This window comes from Streptomyces sp. NPDC107471, from assembly GCF_055582845.1.
Genome location: NZ_JBVJPC010000005.1, coordinates 304381 through 321742 on the forward strand (window position 1 = coordinate 304381; position 17362 = coordinate 321742).

A 17362-nucleotide genomic window follows, 5' to 3' on the forward strand; every position below is an offset into this window, starting at 1 on the left:
CTCCCACCGCTCCCCTCAGGAGGAACTCGTGACACGGCATCTGATCTCGATCGACGACCTCACCGACACCGACCTGTACGCCCTCGTGGAACGCGGTGCCGCCTTCTCGGCCGGCACCGCGGGCCGCCCCGCCCCGCTCGCCGGGGACGTGGTGGGCGTCTACTTCAGCAAGACGTCCACCCGGACCCGCACCGCCTTCTCCAGCGGGGCGCTGCGGCTCGGCGCCCAGCTCGTCACCTACGGACCCGGCGACCTCCAGCTCAACACCGGGGAGACCAGCGAGGACACCGGGCGGGTGATGTCCCGGATGCTCGACGTGCTGGTCGCACGCACCGCGGGCGACCCCGCCGAGATGCGGGCCTGGGCCGCCCAGGACCGGATGGCCGTCGTCAACGCGATGTCCGCCGACGAGCACCCCACCCAGGCGCTCACCGACCTGACCACCCTGCACCGGCAGTTCGGCCGCGTCGAGGGCCTGCGGGTGCTCTACGTCGGCGAGGGCAACAACACCGCGTCGGCGCTGGCGCTCGCGCTGACCCGGTTCCCAGGCGCCGAGCTGGAGCTGCGCACCCCGGCGGGGTACGGCCTGGCGGAGCGGTTCCGCGAACGTGCCGCCGAGCAGGCCGCCCGGTACGGCTCGGTGTTCCGCGAGCGGCACGACATGGCGGACCTGCCGGCCGACGTCGACGTCGTCTACACCACCCGCTGGCAGACCACCGGCACCAGCAAGCCCGACCCGGACTGGCGCACGCTGTTCGCGCCGTTCCAGGTGACGTCGGCGCTGTGGGAGAGCAGCCCGAAGGCCGTGTTCATGCACGACCTGCCCGCGCACCGCGGCGACGAGGTCACCGCCGAGGTCCTGGACGGGCCCGCGAGCATCGCCTTCGACCAGGCCGAGAACAAGATGCACAGCGCGATGGCGGTCCTGGAGTGGTGCAGGACATGACCCTGACCGAGGCCGCCGGTGCGGTGGCGGCCGACCCGCCGCTGCGCCGCAACCGCGACTTCCTGCTGCTGTGGTCGGGGGCGAGCCTGTCGTTCCTGGCCACCCGGGTCACCTCGGTGGCGTACCCGCTGATCGTGCTGTGGCACACCGGGTCGCCGCTGGCCATGTCGGTGGTGTCCACGGCCGCGCTGCTGCCGCTGCTGCTGGTGCAGTTGCCGGCCGGGGCGGTCGTGGACCGGTGGGACCGGCGCCGGGTGATGCTGGGCTGCGAGGCGGGCCGGATCGCGGCGGTCGGCAGCGTGGCCCTGGCCCTCGCGGCGGGCCGGCTGTCGGTGGCGCACCTGGCGGCCGTGGCCTTCACGGAGGCGTCCCTCGCCGTGTTCTACCGGCTCGCCGAACGCGGTGCCGTCCGCAACCTGGTCCCGGCCTCCCAACTGCCCGCCGCCCTCGCCCAGAACGAGGCGCGGGGCCGGGCGGCGGGCCTGCTGGGCCAGCCCGCCGGGGTGCTGCTCCAGTCGGCGGGCCGCGCGCTCCCCTTCGCCTTCGGCGCGGTGGGCTACCTGGTCTCGGCGGTGAGCCTGCTGCTGATCCGCAAGCCGTTCCAGGAGGAGCGGTCCGACGGCGCCGACCGCTCCTCCCGGCTCGCCGGCGAGGTCGCCGAAGGGCTGCGGTGGCTGTGGCGGCAGCGGTTCCTGCGGTCCGCCCTCGGCTACGTCGCCGCCACCAACGTGCTGTTCCAGATGCTCGCGCTCGCCCTGGTCCTGCGGATCAAGGAGGCCGGGCTGCCCTCGCAGACCCTGGCCGTCGTGGTCGGCATCGGCGGTGTCGGCGGACTGTGCGGGGCGCTGGCGGGAGGCCGGCTCCAGCGCCGTGTCCCGCGGCAGCGCACGCTGCTCATCGCCGGCGCGGTGTCCTGGGCCCTGCTCATCGGGGCGATGGGGCTCACCGGCAGCCCGGTGGCCCTGGGCGCCCTGTACGCGGGGACCGGTTTCGTCGGCGCGGTCTTCAACGTGGCCGCCGCCGTCTACCAGGTCCGCACCACGCCGGATGCCCTCCAGGGCCGGGTGGCCGCCGCCGCGGGGCTGATCGGCTCCGGCACCAACGCCGTCGGCTCCTTCGCCGGCGGACTGCTCCTCGCCGCCTGGGGCGCCCTGCCCACCGTACGCACGATCGCCGGTGCGATGGCCGTCCTGGCCGTGGTCGCCGCACTGGCACCGGATCTGAAGGGAGAGCTGACGGATGACGCACCCGACGAAGACCGCGCCGACCGAGCGTGAGGACCCCTGGCTGCGCCGCCACCCCCCGAGGCGCGCCGCCCGCCTCCGCCTCGTCTGTTTCCCGCACGCCGGCGGCAACGCCCAGCTCTTCCACACCTGGCCCGCCCACCTCCCGGACGACGTCGAGCTGGTCGCCGTCCGCTACCCCGGCCGGCAGGAGCGGCTGGCCGAGCCCTGCGCCGAGGACATGGCCACGCTCGCCGACGCCGTCACCGCGGCCCTGCTGCCCCTCCTGGACCGGCCCCTCGCCCTGTTCGGGCACAGCATGGGGTCCTCCGTCGCCTACGAGACCGCGCTGCGGCTGGAGGAGCGGCACGGGGTGGTGCCCCGGCGCCTGTTCGTGTCGGCCCGCTCCGCCCCGCACCGCGCCCGCCCCACCGGACTGCACCTGCGCGGCGACGACGAACTCGTCGCCGGCGTACGCAGGCTGGGCTCGTTGGGTTCCGAGGTCTACGACATCCCGGAGCTGCGCGAACTGCTGCTGCCCGCCCTGCGCGCCGACTACCGCCTCATCGAGAACTACCGGCCCGCGTCCCCGCCCCGCCGCACCCGGGCCCCGATCACCGCGCACCTCGGCACCGAGGACCCCGGCTGCGACCCCGACGACGTACTGGCCTGGGCCGAACTGACCCACACGGCCGACTTCGCCCTGCGCACCTACCCGGGCGACCACTTCTACCTCGCCCAGCGGGAGGCCGAACTGGTCGCCGACCTCACCAAGGACCTGGAGGCATGACCCCATGACGACCCGCGACACGACCCGCGAGACCATCTGGACGCCGCTGGACCTCGAGTCCGAGGGCGTCGGCGGCGCCGACGAACTCCTCGCCCGGCTCAAGGAGATGGGCCCGGACGAGCTCGCCCGGCTGCTCACCCAGGAGAAGGGCCTGGTCTTCCGCGGCTTCGGGGTCACCCCCGACCGCCTGGACGAGGTCCTCGACCTGCTGCTGCCCAACCGACTCGCCTACGTGCACGGCAACTCCCCGCGCACCAAGGTCGGCAGCAACGTCTACACCTCGACGGAGTACCCGCAGGAGTTCACCATCTCGATGCACAACGAGATGAGCTACGCCCACGCCTGGCCCGCCCGGCTCGCCTTCTACTGCCAGATCCAGCCGGGCAGCGGCGGCGCCACCCCGGTCGTCGACGCCGAGCTGTGGCTGAACTCCCTGGACCGCGAGGTCCGCGAGGCCTTCGCCGGCGGGGTGCGCTACGTGCAGAACCTGCACGACGGCTACGGCCTCGGCAAGAGCTGGCAGGACACCTTCGAGACCACCAGCCGCGAGGAGGTCGAGGCCTTCCTCGACCCGACCGGCGCCGAGTGGCAGTGGAAGGCCGACGGCGGCATCCGCGTCACCTCGATCCGCCCGGCCACCACCCGGCACCCGGTCACCGGCACCGAGACCTGGTTCAACCAGGCCGACCAGTGGCACCCGGCCGGCCTCGGCGACGACACCGCCGCCGCGCTCGCGCAGATCCTGCCCGAGGACGACCTGCCGCAGAACGTCACCTTCGCCGACGGCAGCCCCATTCCCGCCGAGTACGTCGTGCAGATCCGCGACCGCGGCCTGGAGCACGCCGTGGACGTCGACTGGCGCACCGGCGACCTGCTGCTGATCGACAACATCCTGCTCGCCCACGGCCGCCGCCCCTTCACCGGCGACCGCCGGGTCCTCGTGGCGATGTCGGACTGATCCCGGCCGCCGACGCTCGACCCACCGACGAACGGACTGAGGCGATGACCGCCGCATACGAACAGCTCAGGGACCACGACGCGGTCCACATCTGGCGGGGGCGGGCGCCCGACACGCTCGCCCCCGGCGCCACCGACCTGCTGTCGGACGACGAGGCCGCGATGGTCCGGCGGCTGCCGGAGGCGGCCGCGGCACGGTACGCGGCGGCTCACACGGCCGTGCGCCGGGTGCTCTCCGGCTACCTCGGCGTGCCCCCGCGCGAGGTGGTCCTCGGCCGCCGCCCGTGCCCGCGCTGCGCCCACCCCGAGCACGGCCGGCCCCGCGTCGACTGGCCGCCCACCGACCTCGACTTCAACCTCTCGCGCTCCGGCCCGCACTGGCTGCTGGCCGTGGTCGTCGGCCACCAGGTGGGCGTCGACCTGGAGGACGACCGCACCCTGGACGTGGAGGGCGCGTCCCGGTTCGTGATGAGCGCCTCCGAGCTGGCCCACATCCTGTCCGCGCCCGGCGGCCCCGCCCGCACCCACGCCTTCTTCCGGTGCTGGACCCGCAAGGAGGCCGTGGTCAAAGCGATCGGCGTCGGCATCATCACCGACCTGAGCGAGGTCGACGTACAGCCGGCGAAGGACGGTCCGGTCCTGGTCGCCCACACCGAGCCGACCGGCCCCGACACCTGGGTGGTGGAGGACCTGCCGGTGGTCGACGGGGTGTTCGCGGCCCTGGCCCGGGAGGCGGGCGCCACCGGCCCGGTGGTGTTCCGGCGCTACGACCAGGAACCGGCAGAGGAGACACGGACGAGAGAGGTACTGGTCCCATGACCGCCATCGAGGACACCACCGTCCAGGACACGACCGCCGTCGCGTACACGGGCGAGCCCGGCACGTCGGTGCACGACTACATCCGCGAGCACCGCGACAAGCTTCGCGCAGTCCTCGGCGAGCGCGGCGCGATCCTGCTGCGCGGCTTCGAGGTCGGCGGCGTCGACGGCTTCGACACCGTGGTGCGCGGCTTCTCCGGCAGCGCCCCGCTGACCTACGCCGAGCGCTCCTCGCCGCGCTCCACGATCAAGGGCCAGGTCTACACGTCCACGGACTACCCGGCCGACGAGGAGATCTTCCTGCACAACGAGAACTCCTACCAGGCCGTCTGGCCGAACACCCTGTACTTCTACTGCATCGAGCCGGCCCTCACCGAGGGCGCGACCCCGCTCGCCGACATCCGCGAGGTGTACCGGGCCATCGACCCGGCGGTGCGCGAGGAGTTCGTACGACGCGGCGGCTGGCGGGTGGTGCGCAACTTCCACGCCGACTTCGGGGTGCCGTGGCAGCAGGCGTTCAACACCACCGACCGGGACGCGGTCGTGGAGTACTGCCGGGCCAAGGGCATCACGGCCGAGTGGCGGTCCGACGGCGGCCTGCGCACGACGGCCGTCCGACCCGTGGTGCACACCCACCCCGGCTCCGGCGAGCAGGTGTGGTTCAACCACGCCACCTTCTGGCATGTCACCTCGCTGGCCCCGGAGGTCCAGGAGGGGCTGCGGGAGATCTTCGACGACGAGGACCTGCCCACCAACACCTACTACGGCGACGGCGGCCGTGTCCCCGACGAGACCGTCGCCCATCTGCGGGCCGCCTACCGTTCGGCGACCACCCGCTTCGACTGGCAGCGCGACGACGTCCTGATCGTCGACAACATGCTGGCCGCCCACGGCCGTGAGCCGTTCACCGGTCCGCGGAAGATCGCGGTCGCGATGGCGGAGGTGTACGACCCCGCGGCCTGATTTTTCTGTGCCCGAACGACGGCCGGTCGCCCCCGACTTGGGGGCGACCGGCCGTCGTTTCACGTGAAACATGCCCCGGACGGCCGCGGCGGACCGGCGTGTGAACAAAGACAGCACGACGGCCGGGTCGCCCTGCGAGAGGCGGCTCGGCCGTCGTTCCGCCCGAGGGCCCCGGGGTGGGCCCGCGAGCGGGGTGGCGCCGACCGAGACGGGGGAGGTACCGATCGGCGCCGGTCCGGAAGTCACTCCCGCATGCCGGCCAGTTCCACTGCCCGGCGCCGCATGGCCAGCCCGGCCGGGGCGACGGAGAACACCACCGCGAGCACGGCACACGCGCCCACGGTCGCCCCGAGCTCCGCCCACGGCATCTCCACCGGGCTCCACACCGACAGCAGGCCGAGCGCGCTCCACATGCCCGCCAGATTGAGCCCGGCGACCAGGAGCCCCAGCACCCCGCCGACCACGACGACCATCAGGGCCTCGCCGGCGACCAGCCGCAGCACCTGCCACTGGGTGGCCCCGGCCAGCCTCAGCACGGCCAGGTCGCGCACCCGGTCGGAGGTCGCCATGACCATCGTGTTGGCCAGGGAGATCCCGGTGTAGAGGAGGGCGATGCCGAGGACCAGGATGAAGCCGTACCGGGTGGTCCGGTTGGTCTCGGGGTAACTGGCCTGCACCCACTGGCTCCTGGTGAGGACGTGCCCGCCCGCCCTGGTGAGTGCGGCGGCCACGGCGGCCCGGTCACCACCGTCGGCCACGGTCACGTCGACGCGGTCGACGCTCGCGCCGGGGGCATTGGCGGGGGTGACGTAGGCGCCGTTGTTGCCGGTGCCGGTGGTCATCACCGCGGCGATCCGCAACGACTTCTTCGTGCCGTCCCCGAGCCACACGTCGACGCGCTGGCCGACGGTGTGCTTCTCCCACTCCTCGTTGACGATGATCGAGCCGTCGTCGAGGTCGCTGACCTTCCCGGCGGCCAGCGGCAGGCGCACGGTCTCGGCGAGCGGGCCCGCCTCGGCCGCGCGGGCCTCGGACTTGATGAGGGCGACGCCGTCCTCCAGGACGTACACGGCACTCGACGAGGTGGCCGAGACCACGGCCCCCTTGACCGCTTCGAGCTTCCGCACGGTCGCCGCGTCGAACCCGGTGTCCCCGGCCGGGGTGACGACGAACGACGCCGCCGTCTGCTCCCGCGTCTCGGTGGCCTTCGCCTCGTTCAGCGTGGCCGTGGCGCCCAGCAGCGAACCCGCGAGGGCGACGGTGACCAGGACGGGCGCAGCGACGGCCGCGGTACGGCGGATGCCCGCGGCGGCGTTCTCCCGCACCAGCATCCCGCCCGCGCCGGGCAGTTGGGCCGGCAGCCAGGCGATCAGCCGGGTGAGCGGACGCACCAGGATCGGCGCGAGCAGCGCGATCGCGGTGATCAGCAGCATCGGACGGCTCACATACGTCTTGCGGTGCAGCAGCTCACCGGGGTCGGAGACCAGGGCGAGCCCCAGCGTGACCGCCGCGGTCAGCAGCAGCCCCGCCCCGAACAGCCAGCGGCCCCACGTCATCGCCTTGGTGTCCACGGACGCCTCGCGCAGCGCCTGGGTGGGCCCGGTGCGGCCGGCCCGCCAGGACGCGGCGATCACACCGAGCAGCGCGACGAGCAGTCCGGTCCAGAAGGCCATGTGGTACGGCCAGGTGAAGTCGCCGATGGTGAACCACTCGGGCGCGAGGCCGCCGTCGACCACCCACGCGGCCAGTTGCGGGGCGCCGTACGCGCCCAGCACACAGCCCGCCGCCGACGCCAGCACGCCGACCACCAGGGCCTCCGCGAACACCATCCGCCGGACCTGGCCCGGGGTGGCGCCCGCGGTGCGCAGCAGGCCGAACTCCCGGCGCCGCTGGGCGACCGCGAAGGCGAACGTGGACGCCACCACGAACACCGACACGAACGCGGTGACCCCGCCCGCGGTGCCGAACATGGCGTTCATCGCGGTGAGCGCCTCGCTGTCGCGGTCCGGGTCGGCGTCGGCGAGCCGGCGGTCGGTGCCGGTGAGGACCTGGAGGTCCTGGCCGGCGACGGCCGCGCGGACGTCCTTCGCGTCCGCCTCGACCACCACCTGGGTGCTCTTCGGCGACAGTTCGGCGGCCTGGGCGTCGGTCCAGAAGACGGCGTCCTCGAAGCCGCGCGAGGCGGCGGTGCCGACCACCGTCACGGTGCCGCGGTCGGTCGTGACGCGCTCACCGGGGCGCGCCCAGTCGCCGCTGACGACGACCTCGCCGGCCGCGCGGGGAGCACGGCCCGCGTCGATGTCGTACCGCGCGAAGGCGGCCGTGGACCAGGGGTGCCCGACCAGGTCGCCGGGGCCCTTCGCGGCCCGCACGGGGAAGGACCGGTCCTCGACGACCGTGCCGAGCCGGCGCAGCTCGGCCACGGTCTCCTCGGGCACCGCCCGGGGGTGGGCGAGCTTCTGGGTGCGGTCGCCGATCGAGGTCGGCACGGTCAGGGTGTCCTGCCCCTGGACGACGACCGGTGCCGCGGCGAACCGCTCCGGCTGCCGCTCGGGCGCGTCCAGGGAGGAGGCGAGGGCCAGGCCCATCACGGCGAGCAGGGCGACGCCCAGCGAGAGCGCGACGAAGCTGCCCACGAAGGTGACCCAGCGGGTGCGCAGGGTGCGCAGGGCGACGCTCAGCACGGCACGGCCTCCAGCTTGGTCATGCGTGCGGCGATGTCGTCCGCGCCGGCGCCGATCAGTTCGCCGTTGACGCGGCCGTCGACGAGGAAGACCACGCGGTCGGCGTAGGAGGCGGCCACCGGGTCGTGGGTGACCATGATGATCGTCTGGCCCTCGCTGTCGACCATGGAGCGCAGCAGGGCCAGTACCTCACGGCTGGTCTGCGAGTCCAGGGCGCCGGTCGGCTCGTCGCCGAACAGGACCTCGGGGCGGGTGATCAGGGCGCGGGCCAGCGCGACGCGCTGCTGCTGGCCGCCGGACATCTCGCTCGGCCGGTGCCGGGCGCGGTCGCCGAGCCCGACCTGCTGGAGCACCTCGCGGACCCGGGACTTCGCCACCCGCTTGCCGGCCAGGCGCAGCGGCAGGGCGACGTTCTGCTCGGCGGTCAGCGAGGGCAGCAGGTTGAACGCCTGGAAGACGAACCCGATGCGCTCGCGGCGCAGCAGCGTCAGCTTGGTCTCGCTGAGCTTGGTCAGTTCGGTGCCGCCCACCGAGACCGAGCCCGAGGTGGGCCGGTCCAGTCCCGCGGCGCACTGCAGGAGGGTCGACTTGCCGGACCCGGAGGGGCCCATGACGGCGGTGAAGGTGGCCCGCGGGAAGGAGAGGGAGACCTGGTCGAGGGCCGTCACGGCGCTGTCGCCCGACCCGTAGCTCCTGCTGACGGAGCGCAACTGGATGGCGTCGTTGTTCATCTGTCCCAACTCGTTCGGTGTCGGTCCTCCCGCGCACCAGGGCGGGACGGAGGGTTCGGGGCTCGGGGAGCCGGCGCCGGCACGGCCATTGTGGGCGGGGCCGGGGCGCCGGGTCCGGCGTTGCGGGTGGCAGGTGGCTGCCGTGGCAAGAGGCTGCGTGGGCCGCCGCCGGGGCGGTGTCACCCGGGTCCGGCGGGGCCGATGACGTAGCCGATGAGCACGAACGCCGGGGCCCACACGGCGCTGCTGACCACGGACCACAGCAGGTAGCGGCGCAGGGGCATGCGCAGCGCCCCGCACAGCGTCGGCACCAGGGTCCGCAGCACCGCGGTGAAGCGGCCGACGAACACCGCGCCGGCGCCCCGGCGTTCGATGAGGCCGAGGGCCCGCTCGGTGTACCGGCGCCGGCCCGCCCGGGCCTGCAGCGGGGCCAGCACCCGGCCCTTCCAGCGCCGCCCGACCGCGTATCCGGCCAGGTTGCCGAGGACCGCCCCGGCCAGCGCGGTGAGCAGCGCCGCCTCGACCGTCACATGGCCCTGCCAGGCGAGCATCCCACCCAGCACGACCGCCGTCTGCCCCGGCAGCAGCACGCCGATCACCGGCAGGGCCGCCTCCAGCGCGGGCATCAGCAGCACCACGGCGAGGATGCCGACACCGCCGTGCGCCGCCATCTGCTCCGCCAGCCAAGCCGTCATCCGGGTGCCGCCTCTCTCGTCCTTACGGTGACTCCACGAAACCGCGTGGGGACCCTCGGGCGCAGTGCGGCAGGGACGAGACCTGGGGTAGGGCTGGGCATACCCACCGGACTCGGGCCCGCTCACCGGGAGCTCCCCGTGGGGGGTCACGGTGGGGGCACCGCGGGGGAGCGGATCAACTCGCCCGGCGGGCGCCCCGACGGGCGCGGGAGCAGGCTCAACCCGCCGCCGTCAGCCGCCTGCCGGAGCTCGTGCCGGCGGTCTCGGTCACCGCCGCCAGGCGGACCAGTCCGTGGAAGCGGTACCGCGGGCGGCCCTCCGCGTCGATGCCCGCCATCTCCAGCAGCGCGCCCTCGACCAGCCGTTCCAGGAGTTCCTCGGCCGTGTCCTCGGACAGTCCGGCCTCCACCCCGGCCTCGGCCGCGGTGAACGTGCCGCCGCTCGGCGACGCCAGCGCACCCGCCAGGTCCCGCTCACCGCGCGGCCGGGCCCGCAGCGCCGAGCCGAGGACACGGCCCACGTCCAGGTCACCGGTGCGCAGCTCGCCGAGCCGCAGCGCGGGGTCGGCGAGCCGCCGGGCCAGCCGGGCCGCCGGCCGGTGCGGACGGGCGGCGAGCCGGATCCCGGCGGCCCGCAGCGCGAGCGGCAGCCCGGCACAGGCCCGCACGATCACGTCGGCCGCCTCCGGCTCGACCACGATCCGGCTGTTCCCGGCGATCGCCGCGAGCAGCGCCAGGGACTCCGAGTCACCCATCGGCTCCAGGACGACGGTGCGTGAACCGGGCACGGCCGTGAGCCGGTTGCGGCTCGTCACCAGCACCGCCGCGTCCGTCGTGGCCGGCAGCAGCGCGTCGAGCTGGAGCTCGTTGGCCGCGTCGTCCAGCAGGATCAGCAGCCTGCGGCCCGCCGTGCGGGTGCGATAGCGGTGGATGAGGTCGTCCAGCCGGTCCGGGGCGTCCGGCGCCGCCATGTCCTCGCCGCGCTCCCCGAGCGCCCGCAGCAGCCGCACGAGCACCTCGGCGGAGTCCTTGACCGTGCCGTCCTCGTTCCGCAGCCGGGCGTGCAGCAGCCCGTCGGGGAACTCCCCGGCCACGGCGTGCGCCACCTGGAGGGCGAGGGCGGTCTTGCCGACCCCGGCCATCCCGGTGATCAGCAGGCGCCGTGTGCGGAAGCCGGAGGACCGGCCGGCCGGCGTCAACCGCGCGCACAGCTCGGCGAACTCGCCCTCCCGGCCGATGAAGTCGGCGGTCGCGGGCGGCACCATGACCGGCGGTGCCACCAGCGACACCGGTCCGGCGGCGGGCGGCTGCGGCCGCAGGCTCAACTCCCCGCTGAGCACGGCCTGGTAGGTGGCCGTCAGCTCGGGACCCGGGTCCACGCCGAGCTCCTCGGCGAGCACCCCGCGCCCCTCGTGGAAGACCCGCAGCGCCTCGGCCTGCCGCCCGCACCGGTACAGGGACGTCATCAACTGGGCGCGCAGCCGCTCCCGTACCGGGAACTCGGCGACCAGGCCGGTCAGTTCGGAGACGACCCGCTGGTGCCGGCCCAGGGTCAGGTCCGCCTCGATGCGGTGCTCCAGGGTGCTGGTGCGGGCCTCCTCCAGGCGCGGCAGCTCCGCCTCGGCGAGGTGGGGCGTCACATTGGCCAGCGCCGGCCCCCGCCACAGCTCCAGCGCCCGCCGCAGCGTCTCGGCCGCGTCCTCGAACCGCCGCTCCTCCAGCGCCCGCCGGCCCAGCCGGTCCAGGCGCTCGTACTCCAGGACGTCGACATGGGCACCGGCCGCCGTCAACTGGTAGCCGGGCTGGCGCCGGACCAGGTCGACACCGGGGCCCAGCAGTTTTCGCAGCCGGGATATGTAGGTGTAGATCTGCGCGTTCATGGTGGCGGGCGGACTCCACCCCCACAGCAGTTCGCTCAGCCGTCCGTCGCTCACCACCCGTCCCCGGGCGAGCAGCAGTACGGCGAGAACGGTGTGCACCTTGGAGCCGGACAGCGCGATGCGCCGGGCCCCGTCTCTCGCCTCCACCGGTCCGAGAAGCTGGAATTCCACGTGTGACTCCCCCATCTCGTGCGGCCACGGCCCGTGGAGCGGCCCGGCCGGCGCGGAACGCCGAAGCGTTGTCCTTTGGCCATTGTTCGCACCGCACGTTGGCGGAATTGTGCCTTCAATTTGGCAGCAGGCTGCCGTGGCAAGAGCCTGCGAGCGGACGGCCGTGACCCGTCCTGGGGCGGCCGAGATCGTCGTACGACATCCCGCGCGGCCCTGCGGCGGACCCGTGCCCGTGCGCTGACCTGGCCGGATCCCGTCGCTCGCGGCGCCGGGGGTATGGCTGGCCCTACCCCCGGCCCGCCCCCTGGACCCATGGCAGGCCGCCCGGCCGCCCTTCTACGGTGATGCCATGCACCCTCGGAATGTGTGGCAGGCCATGTCCCGGCCCGGCTTCCTGCTGTCGGCGTGGCCCTGGCGCTCGGTCTGCTACCTGCTGACCGGCGCGGTCACCGGTGTCCTCGCCCTCGTCGGGCTGGTGACGCTGGCGGCCGTCGGCGGGGCGCTGGCCATAGTGCTCGTCGGGCTGCCGCTGCTGGTCGTGCTCGCCCTCGCCGGCCTGCCGGTGGCCTGGGTGGAACGGCGCCGGCTCGGCCTGGTCGACCTCGACCCCGCACCGGACCCGCACCAGCCGCCGCCCGCCGAGGGCCTGGTGTCCTGGCTGACGACCCGGCTGCGGGAACAGGTCACCTGGCGCGAACTCGCGTACACCGTGCTGTTCGCGGGCCTGCTGTGGCCGCTGGACGCGCTGGTGTTCACGGTCGCGCTGCTCTTCCCGGTCTCCATGGCGGCCACCCCGCTGCTCATGGCCACCGTCGGCGAGGGCCGTGAGACGAAGGTGCTCAAGCAGTGGACGGTCACCACCTGGCCCACGGCCTTCGGCGTCGCCGTGCTCGGACTGCTGCTGCTGGCCCTCGGCGCCTACGTCCTCGGCGTCGCGGCCGGCGCCCGCGCCGAACTGACCCGGCTGCTGATCGCCGACCGGGACGGCGACCTGGGCGCCAGGGTCGTCGAACTGAGCCGTTCCCGGGTGCGGTTGGTGGACGCCTTCGAGGCGGAGCGCCGGCGCATCGAACGCGATCTGCACGACGGCGCCCAACAGCGCCTGGTCGCCCTGACGATGACCCTGGGCCTGGCCCGCCTCGACGCCCCGCCGGGTCCCCTCGCCGACCAGCTCGCCAAGGCCCACGACGAGGCCGGCAAGGCCCTCGCGGAACTGCGCGAGCTCATCCACGGCATTCACCCGAAGGTCCTCGCGGACTACGGCCTCGGGGCCGCCGTGGCCGACGCCGCCGACCGGTCCGTGGTCCCCGTCGACGTGGACCTCCCGCTGCCGGGACGGTTCGAGCAGGCGGTGGAGGCGGCCGCCTACTTCGTGGTCTGCGAGGCCCTCGCCAACATCGCCAAGCACAGCGGGGCCGACCGCGCCCAGGTGCGCGGCGGCCACGTGGGCGGGCGGCTGGTCCTGGAGGTGCGCGACGACGGCCGCGGCGGCGCCGACGCCTCGGCGGGCAGCGGACTGACCGGACTCGCGGACCGGGTGTCCGTCCTGGATGGCAGACTCTCCCTGTCCAGCCCGCCGGGCGGACCGACCCTGCTGCGTGTGGAGTTCCCTTGCGAGGTGACCGAGTTGAGCGAGACGGCCGATCGCTTCGCGTAGTCCTGGCCGAGGACAGCGTGCTGCTGCGCGAGGGACTCATAGGTCTGCTCGGCCGCTGCGGCCACGAGGTCGTCGCGGCCGTGGGCGACGCCCAGGCGCTGATCGCGGCGGTCGAGGAGCACGGCCCGGACATCGTGGTCACCGACGTGCGCATGCCGCCCGGCTTCCAGGACGAGGGCCTGCACGCGGCGGTCCGCCTGCGCGAGAGCCGCCCCGCCCTGCCGGTGCTGGTCCTCAGCCAGTACGTGCAGCGGACCTACGCCTCCGAACTCCTCGACTCCGGCGACGGCACCGGCGTCGGCTACCTGCTCAAGGACCGCGTCGGCCAGGTCGAGGAGTTCGTCGACGCGCTCGCCGAGGTCGCCGACGGCGGCACGGTCGTGGACCCGGAGGTCGTACGGCAGTTGCTGCGCCGGCGCCGCGATCCGCTGGAGCGGCTCACCCCGCGCGAGCGGGAGGTGCTGGCCCTGATAGCGGAGGGCAAGTCCAACGGCGCCATCGCCCGCGAACTCGTCGTCTCCGAGGCGGCGGTGGGCAAGCACATCGGCGGCATCCTGACCAAGCTGGACCTGCCACCGGCGGACGAGACGCACCGGCGGGTGCTGGCGGTCCTGGCGTATTTGCGCACGTGACCGAGTCCTGACCTGGCCGGGTCCTGCTCGGGCCCTGCCCAGGCCCTGCCCAGGCCCGACCTGGCACGTATAGCTGCGTCATGCGGGCGGCATAGAGCGTCCCCTTCTTCTGGGCCACGCCCCGGCGAATCCCCGCCGGGGCGTCCCCATGCCCGGAGGAAGAGCCCCCATGCGCAGTCGTCTCGCCGCGCCTCTGATCACCGCCGCCCTCGCCGTGACCGCCGTCCTGGTGCCGGCCTCCGCCGCCCAGGCCGCCCCCGCCGACAAGGGCGCCGTGCTCAGCAGTTGGACCCAGTCCGGCACCACCAGCTACAACGCCTTCTTCGCGGCCCGCGCGAACCAGGGCGCCTGGAGCGCGTACGGCTTCGACTGGTCGACCGACTCCTGCACGACCTCCCCCGACAACCCCTTCGGCTTCCCCTTCGCGAACGCCTGCGTCCGCCATGACTTCGGATACCGCAACTACACGGCGGCCGGCACCTTCGACGCCGCCAAGTCCCGCCTGGACGACGCGTTCTACGCCGACCTCAAGCGGGTGTGCGCCACGTACTCGGGCGTGAAGAAGACGTCGTGCGACGCGACGGCGTGGACGTACTACCAGGCGGTCGACAAGCTGGGCTGAGTGCCGGGACAAGCTGCGCGCCGACGCGGAGTTGTCCACAGGGTCTGACGCGTTTCGGCTGGTGGTTGTACGGTCGGCACGAGTTGATGTTCCTGCGAGCATGGGGGAGGCGGTCGCGGTGACCGAGGGCGGTGCGGAGACCACGGCCGGGGCGCGGGCGAGCGAGGCGGCGGCCGGTTCGCCCCCCGACGCGACGGCGGGGGCCCGGCGGCCCCTGGTGCGCGGCTTCGCCCAGTGGCCCGTCGAGGGCTCGCCCAAGAAGAAGGGCAAGGCCCTGCGGGAGAGCGTCCCGCGCAGTGCCCACGCGGCGCTCGACCTCGACATCGCCCGCCCCGGCGCGGTCGACGCGGTGGAGGAGTCGAGCCGCGGCCGCCTGCCCGAGCTCGCACCGATCCGGGTGGGCCGGATGGCGGCCACACCGTTCGCGTTCCTGCGCGGCTCGGCCGGCCTCATGGCGTACGACCTGGCCCGCACCCCGATGACCAGGATCCGCGCCCAGATCTGCGGCGACGCGCACGCGGCCAACTTCGGCCTGTACGGCGACGCCCGCGGCGGCCTGGTCATCGACCTGAACGACTTCGACGAGACGGTGTACGGCCCCTGGGAGTGGGACCTCAAGCGGCTCGCCGCCTCCCTGGTCCTCGCGGGCCGGGAGACCGGCGCCGACGAGGACACCTGCCGCGCGGCGGCGCACGGCGCGGTGGGCGCCTACCGGCGCACCATGCGGCTGCTGGCCAAGCTCCCGGTGCTGGACGCGTGGAACGCCATCGCCGACGAGGAACTCGTCTCCCACACCGACGCCCACGACCTGGTCGGCACCCTGGAGCGGGTCTCCGAGAAGGCGCGCGCCAACACCAGCGGCCGCTTCGCGGCACGCTCCACGGAGCTCACGGAGGACGGCGGCCGACGCTTCGTGGACGCCCCGCCCGTGCTGCGCCGGGTGCCCGACGAGGAGGCGGCGGCGGTGGCCGCCGCCCTGGAGCACTACCTGACCACGCTCTCCGAGGACCGCCATCCGCTGCTGGCCCGGCACGCGGTGCACGACGTGGCGTTCCGCGTCGTCGGCACCGGCAGCGTCGGCACCCGCTCCTACGTCGTCCTGCTGCTGGACCACCGCGGCGAACCGCTGGTCCTCCAGGTCAAGGAGGCGCGGGCCTCGGCCCTGCTGCCGCACCTGGTCACCGCGGGCTTCGACGCCCCCCCGGTCGACCACGAGGGCCGCCGGGTGGTCCTCGGCCAGAAGCGGATGCAGGTGGTCAGCGACATGCTGCTGGGCTGGACGACCGTGGAGGGCCGTCCCTTCCAGGTCCGGCAGTTCCGCAACCGCAAGGGCAGCGTCGACCCGGCCGCCCTCTCCGCCGACCAGATAGACGACTACGGCCGGATGACCGGCGCCCTCCTGGCCCGCGCCCACTCGCACAGCGCCGACCCCCGCCTCGTCGCCGGCTACTGCGGCAAGAACGACGAGCTCGACGAGGCGATCGCCACCTTCGCCGTGACCTACGCGGACCGCACGGAGGCCGACCACGCGGAACTGGTGGCGGCGATCCGGTCAGGGAGGGTGGCGGCGGAGACGGGGGTGTGAGCCCGCGGGGAGGCGAGTGGGCGAGGGCATCCTGACGGCCGTGCCCGCACCCATCCAGGGGGCGCGGGGCTGTGTCCATGTGCGGCTCCGCCGCGGGCGCGATCGACCCCCACTCGCCGACACCCGTCCGACTGCCTGACCCCGACACCCCGGATGGCGCCCGCCTCACACCGACACGGTTACGCTGTCCGGATGACGTCCCCGGAAACCGACGGCCCGACCGCCGCAGGCGCAGGCACCGCGCGGCTGGAGCGAGCCGTGCGGGCCGCGGAGCAGGCGCTCATCGAGTACGAGATCGCGGTCGAGACCTTCCGCATCGAGGTGGAGAACTTCTCCCGCCTGCACCACCAGAAGCTCGGCCCCATGTACACCCGCCTCGACGAGCTGGACGCCCAGATCGCGGAGATCCGGGCCGCCCGCAGCGGCGACCCGGAGGATCTGCGCAGGGCGGAGGAGGCCCGCGCCCGCGTGCTGCCGATGCCCGGCGTCGAGGAGCTGTTCCACGGCTGGATGGACGGGGAGGGCCTGTTCCCCGAGGCCGCCGCGATGCTCACCGACCAGCCGGTGCGGCCCCCGCAGCGGGTGCGCCCCAGCGACGAGGCCCGCAAGCTCTACCGCGAGCTCGCCCGCAAGGCCCACCCGGACCTGGCCCAGGACGACACCGAGCGGGCGCGGCGCGAGGAGTTCATCACCCGGGTCAACGGCGCCTACTCCCGGGGCGACGAACCCCTCCTGCGCGAACTGTCCGAGGAGTGGGCCGCCGGTCCCAAGCCGCCGGAGCAGGGCCCCACCCCCAGCGAGGAGCTCTACGCCCGCCTCGAATGGCTCTCCCAGCGCAAGGAACTGCTCTCGGTGGTCGCCCGTGAGCTGGAGGAGAGCGCGATCGGCTCGATGCTGCGGATGGCACCGGACGACCCGGACCGCCTCCTGGAGGAGATCGCCGAGAAGCTCCTGGCCGACGTGTCCGCGCGCGAGGCCGAGCTCACGGAGCTGCTCGCCCAGGAGTGAC

The 17362-nt window shown here is 74.0% G+C and carries 15 protein-coding genes; 11 read left to right on the forward strand and 4 right to left on the reverse strand.

The window, feature by feature from the left end:
- Positions 1–28: 28 nt before the first annotated feature.
- The 6 genes from ACZ66S_RS18810 to ACZ66S_RS18835 are packed head-to-tail and all read left to right on the forward strand — an operon-like array spanning position 29 to position 5697.
- Complete coding sequence (locus ACZ66S_RS18810; protein WP_469902626.1) at positions 29–946, forward strand: ornithine carbamoyltransferase; 918 nt, start codon at positions 29–31, stop codon at positions 944–946.
- Positions 943–2223 (forward strand): MFS transporter, encoded by a 1281-nt coding sequence (locus tag ACZ66S_RS18815; protein ID WP_469902627.1) that lies wholly within the window; start codon positions 943–945, stop codon positions 2221–2223. Before ACZ66S_RS18810 ends, ACZ66S_RS18815 begins: the two co-directional genes overlap by 4 nt.
- Positions 2186–2959, forward strand: coding sequence for a thioesterase II family protein (locus tag ACZ66S_RS18820; RefSeq protein WP_469902628.1), 774 nt, complete (start codon positions 2186–2188; stop codon positions 2957–2959). Before ACZ66S_RS18815 ends, ACZ66S_RS18820 begins: the two co-directional genes overlap by 38 nt.
- A gap of 4 nt (positions 2960–2963) precedes the next feature.
- The gene (locus tag ACZ66S_RS18825) at positions 2964–3917 is read left to right on the forward strand and encodes a TauD/TfdA family dioxygenase (RefSeq protein WP_469902629.1); all 954 of its coding nucleotides are present in this window, start codon (positions 2964–2966) and stop codon (positions 3915–3917) included.
- Between the two features lie 44 nt (positions 3918–3961).
- Positions 3962–4735 (forward strand): 4'-phosphopantetheinyl transferase family protein, encoded by a 774-nt coding sequence (locus tag ACZ66S_RS18830; protein ID WP_469902630.1) that lies wholly within the window; start codon positions 3962–3964, stop codon positions 4733–4735.
- Positions 4732–5697 carry a TauD/TfdA family dioxygenase gene (locus ACZ66S_RS18835; RefSeq protein WP_469902631.1) on the forward strand — a complete coding sequence of 322 codons (966 nt, stop codon included), beginning with the start codon at positions 4732–4734 and terminating at the stop codon, positions 5695–5697. Before ACZ66S_RS18830 ends, ACZ66S_RS18835 begins: the two co-directional genes overlap by 4 nt.
- A gap of 242 nt (positions 5698–5939) precedes the next feature.
- Here ACZ66S_RS18835 and ACZ66S_RS18840 read toward each other — a convergent pair whose 3' ends face one another.
- The 4 genes from ACZ66S_RS18840 to ACZ66S_RS18855 all read right to left on the reverse strand — a co-directional run bounded on the left by ACZ66S_RS18840 (position 5940) and on the right by ACZ66S_RS18855 (position 11857).
- Positions 5940–8381 (reverse strand): FtsX-like permease family protein, encoded by a 2442-nt coding sequence (locus ACZ66S_RS18840; protein ID WP_469902632.1) that lies wholly within the window; start codon positions 8379–8381, stop codon positions 5940–5942.
- A complete protein-coding gene (locus tag ACZ66S_RS18845; protein WP_469902633.1) occupies positions 8375–9112 on the reverse strand; it encodes an ABC transporter ATP-binding protein in 738 nt (245 codons plus the stop codon). Before ACZ66S_RS18845 ends, ACZ66S_RS18840 begins: the two co-directional genes overlap by 7 nt.
- Before the next feature lie 179 nt (positions 9113–9291).
- Positions 9292–9807, reverse strand: a complete 516-nt coding sequence (locus ACZ66S_RS18850) for a DedA family protein (RefSeq protein WP_469902634.1) — start codon at positions 9805–9807, stop codon at positions 9292–9294.
- Between the two features lie 217 nt (positions 9808–10024).
- Positions 10025–11857 (reverse strand): AfsR/SARP family transcriptional regulator, encoded by a 1833-nt coding sequence (locus ACZ66S_RS18855; protein WP_469902635.1) that lies wholly within the window; start codon positions 11855–11857, stop codon positions 10025–10027.
- Positions 11858–12233: 376 nt separating this feature from the next.
- Between ACZ66S_RS18855 and ACZ66S_RS18860 the strand changes: the two genes are divergently transcribed.
- From ACZ66S_RS18860 to ACZ66S_RS18880, 5 genes are all read left to right on the forward strand, one after another.
- Complete coding sequence (locus ACZ66S_RS18860; RefSeq protein WP_469903016.1) at positions 12234–13514, forward strand: sensor histidine kinase; 1281 nt, start codon at positions 12234–12236, stop codon at positions 13512–13514.
- A 17-nt stretch (positions 13515–13531) separates the two neighbouring features.
- On the forward strand, positions 13532–14146 hold the full coding sequence (locus ACZ66S_RS18865) for a LuxR C-terminal-related transcriptional regulator (protein ID WP_469902636.1): 615 nt from the start codon (positions 13532–13534) through the stop codon (positions 14144–14146).
- Between the two features lie 169 nt (positions 14147–14315).
- On the forward strand, positions 14316–14768 hold the full coding sequence (locus ACZ66S_RS18870; protein ID WP_469902637.1) for a phospholipase: 453 nt from the start codon (positions 14316–14318) through the stop codon (positions 14766–14768).
- A 100-nt stretch (positions 14769–14868) separates the two neighbouring features.
- Positions 14869–16353, forward strand: coding sequence for a DUF2252 domain-containing protein (locus ACZ66S_RS18875; RefSeq protein ID WP_469902638.1), 1485 nt, complete (start codon positions 14869–14871; stop codon positions 16351–16353).
- Positions 16354–16545: 192 nt separating this feature from the next.
- Positions 16546–17361 carry a J domain-containing protein gene (locus ACZ66S_RS18880; protein WP_469902639.1) on the forward strand — a complete coding sequence of 272 codons (816 nt, stop codon included), beginning with the start codon at positions 16546–16548 and terminating at the stop codon, positions 17359–17361.
- Position 17362: the final 1 nt, after the last annotated feature.

Excerpts from the sequence above, each read along its gene's own strand:
- ACZ66S_RS18825 (WP_469902629.1), top strand. The coding sequence starts at position 2,964 with ATGACGACCCGCGACACGACCCGCGAGACCATCTGGACGCCGCTGGAC.
- ACZ66S_RS18860 (WP_469903016.1), top strand. The coding sequence starts at position 12,234 with ATGTCCCGGCCCGGCTTCCTGCTGTCGGCGTGGCCCTGGCGCTCGGTC.
- ACZ66S_RS18835 (WP_469902631.1), top strand. The coding sequence starts at position 4,732 with ATGACCGCCATCGAGGACACCACCGTCCAGGACACGACCGCCGTCGCG.
- ACZ66S_RS18845 (WP_469902633.1), bottom strand. The coding sequence starts at position 9,112 with ATGAACAACGACGCCATCCAGTTGCGCTCCGTCAGCAGGAGCTACGGG.
- ACZ66S_RS18875 (WP_469902638.1), top strand. The coding sequence starts at position 14,869 with ATGGGGGAGGCGGTCGCGGTGACCGAGGGCGGTGCGGAGACCACGGCC.
- ACZ66S_RS18820 (WP_469902628.1), top strand. The coding sequence starts at position 2,186 with ATGACGCACCCGACGAAGACCGCGCCGACCGAGCGTGAGGACCCCTGG.
- ACZ66S_RS18830 (WP_469902630.1), top strand. The coding sequence starts at position 3,962 with ATGACCGCCGCATACGAACAGCTCAGGGACCACGACGCGGTCCACATC.
- ACZ66S_RS18815 (WP_469902627.1), top strand. The coding sequence starts at position 943 with ATGACCCTGACCGAGGCCGCCGGTGCGGTGGCGGCCGACCCGCCGCTG.
- ACZ66S_RS18870 (WP_469902637.1), top strand. The coding sequence starts at position 14,316 with ATGCGCAGTCGTCTCGCCGCGCCTCTGATCACCGCCGCCCTCGCCGTG.
- ACZ66S_RS18880 (WP_469902639.1), top strand. The coding sequence starts at position 16,546 with ATGACGTCCCCGGAAACCGACGGCCCGACCGCCGCAGGCGCAGGCACC.
- ACZ66S_RS18850 (WP_469902634.1), bottom strand. The coding sequence starts at position 9,807 with ATGACGGCTTGGCTGGCGGAGCAGATGGCGGCGCACGGCGGTGTCGGC.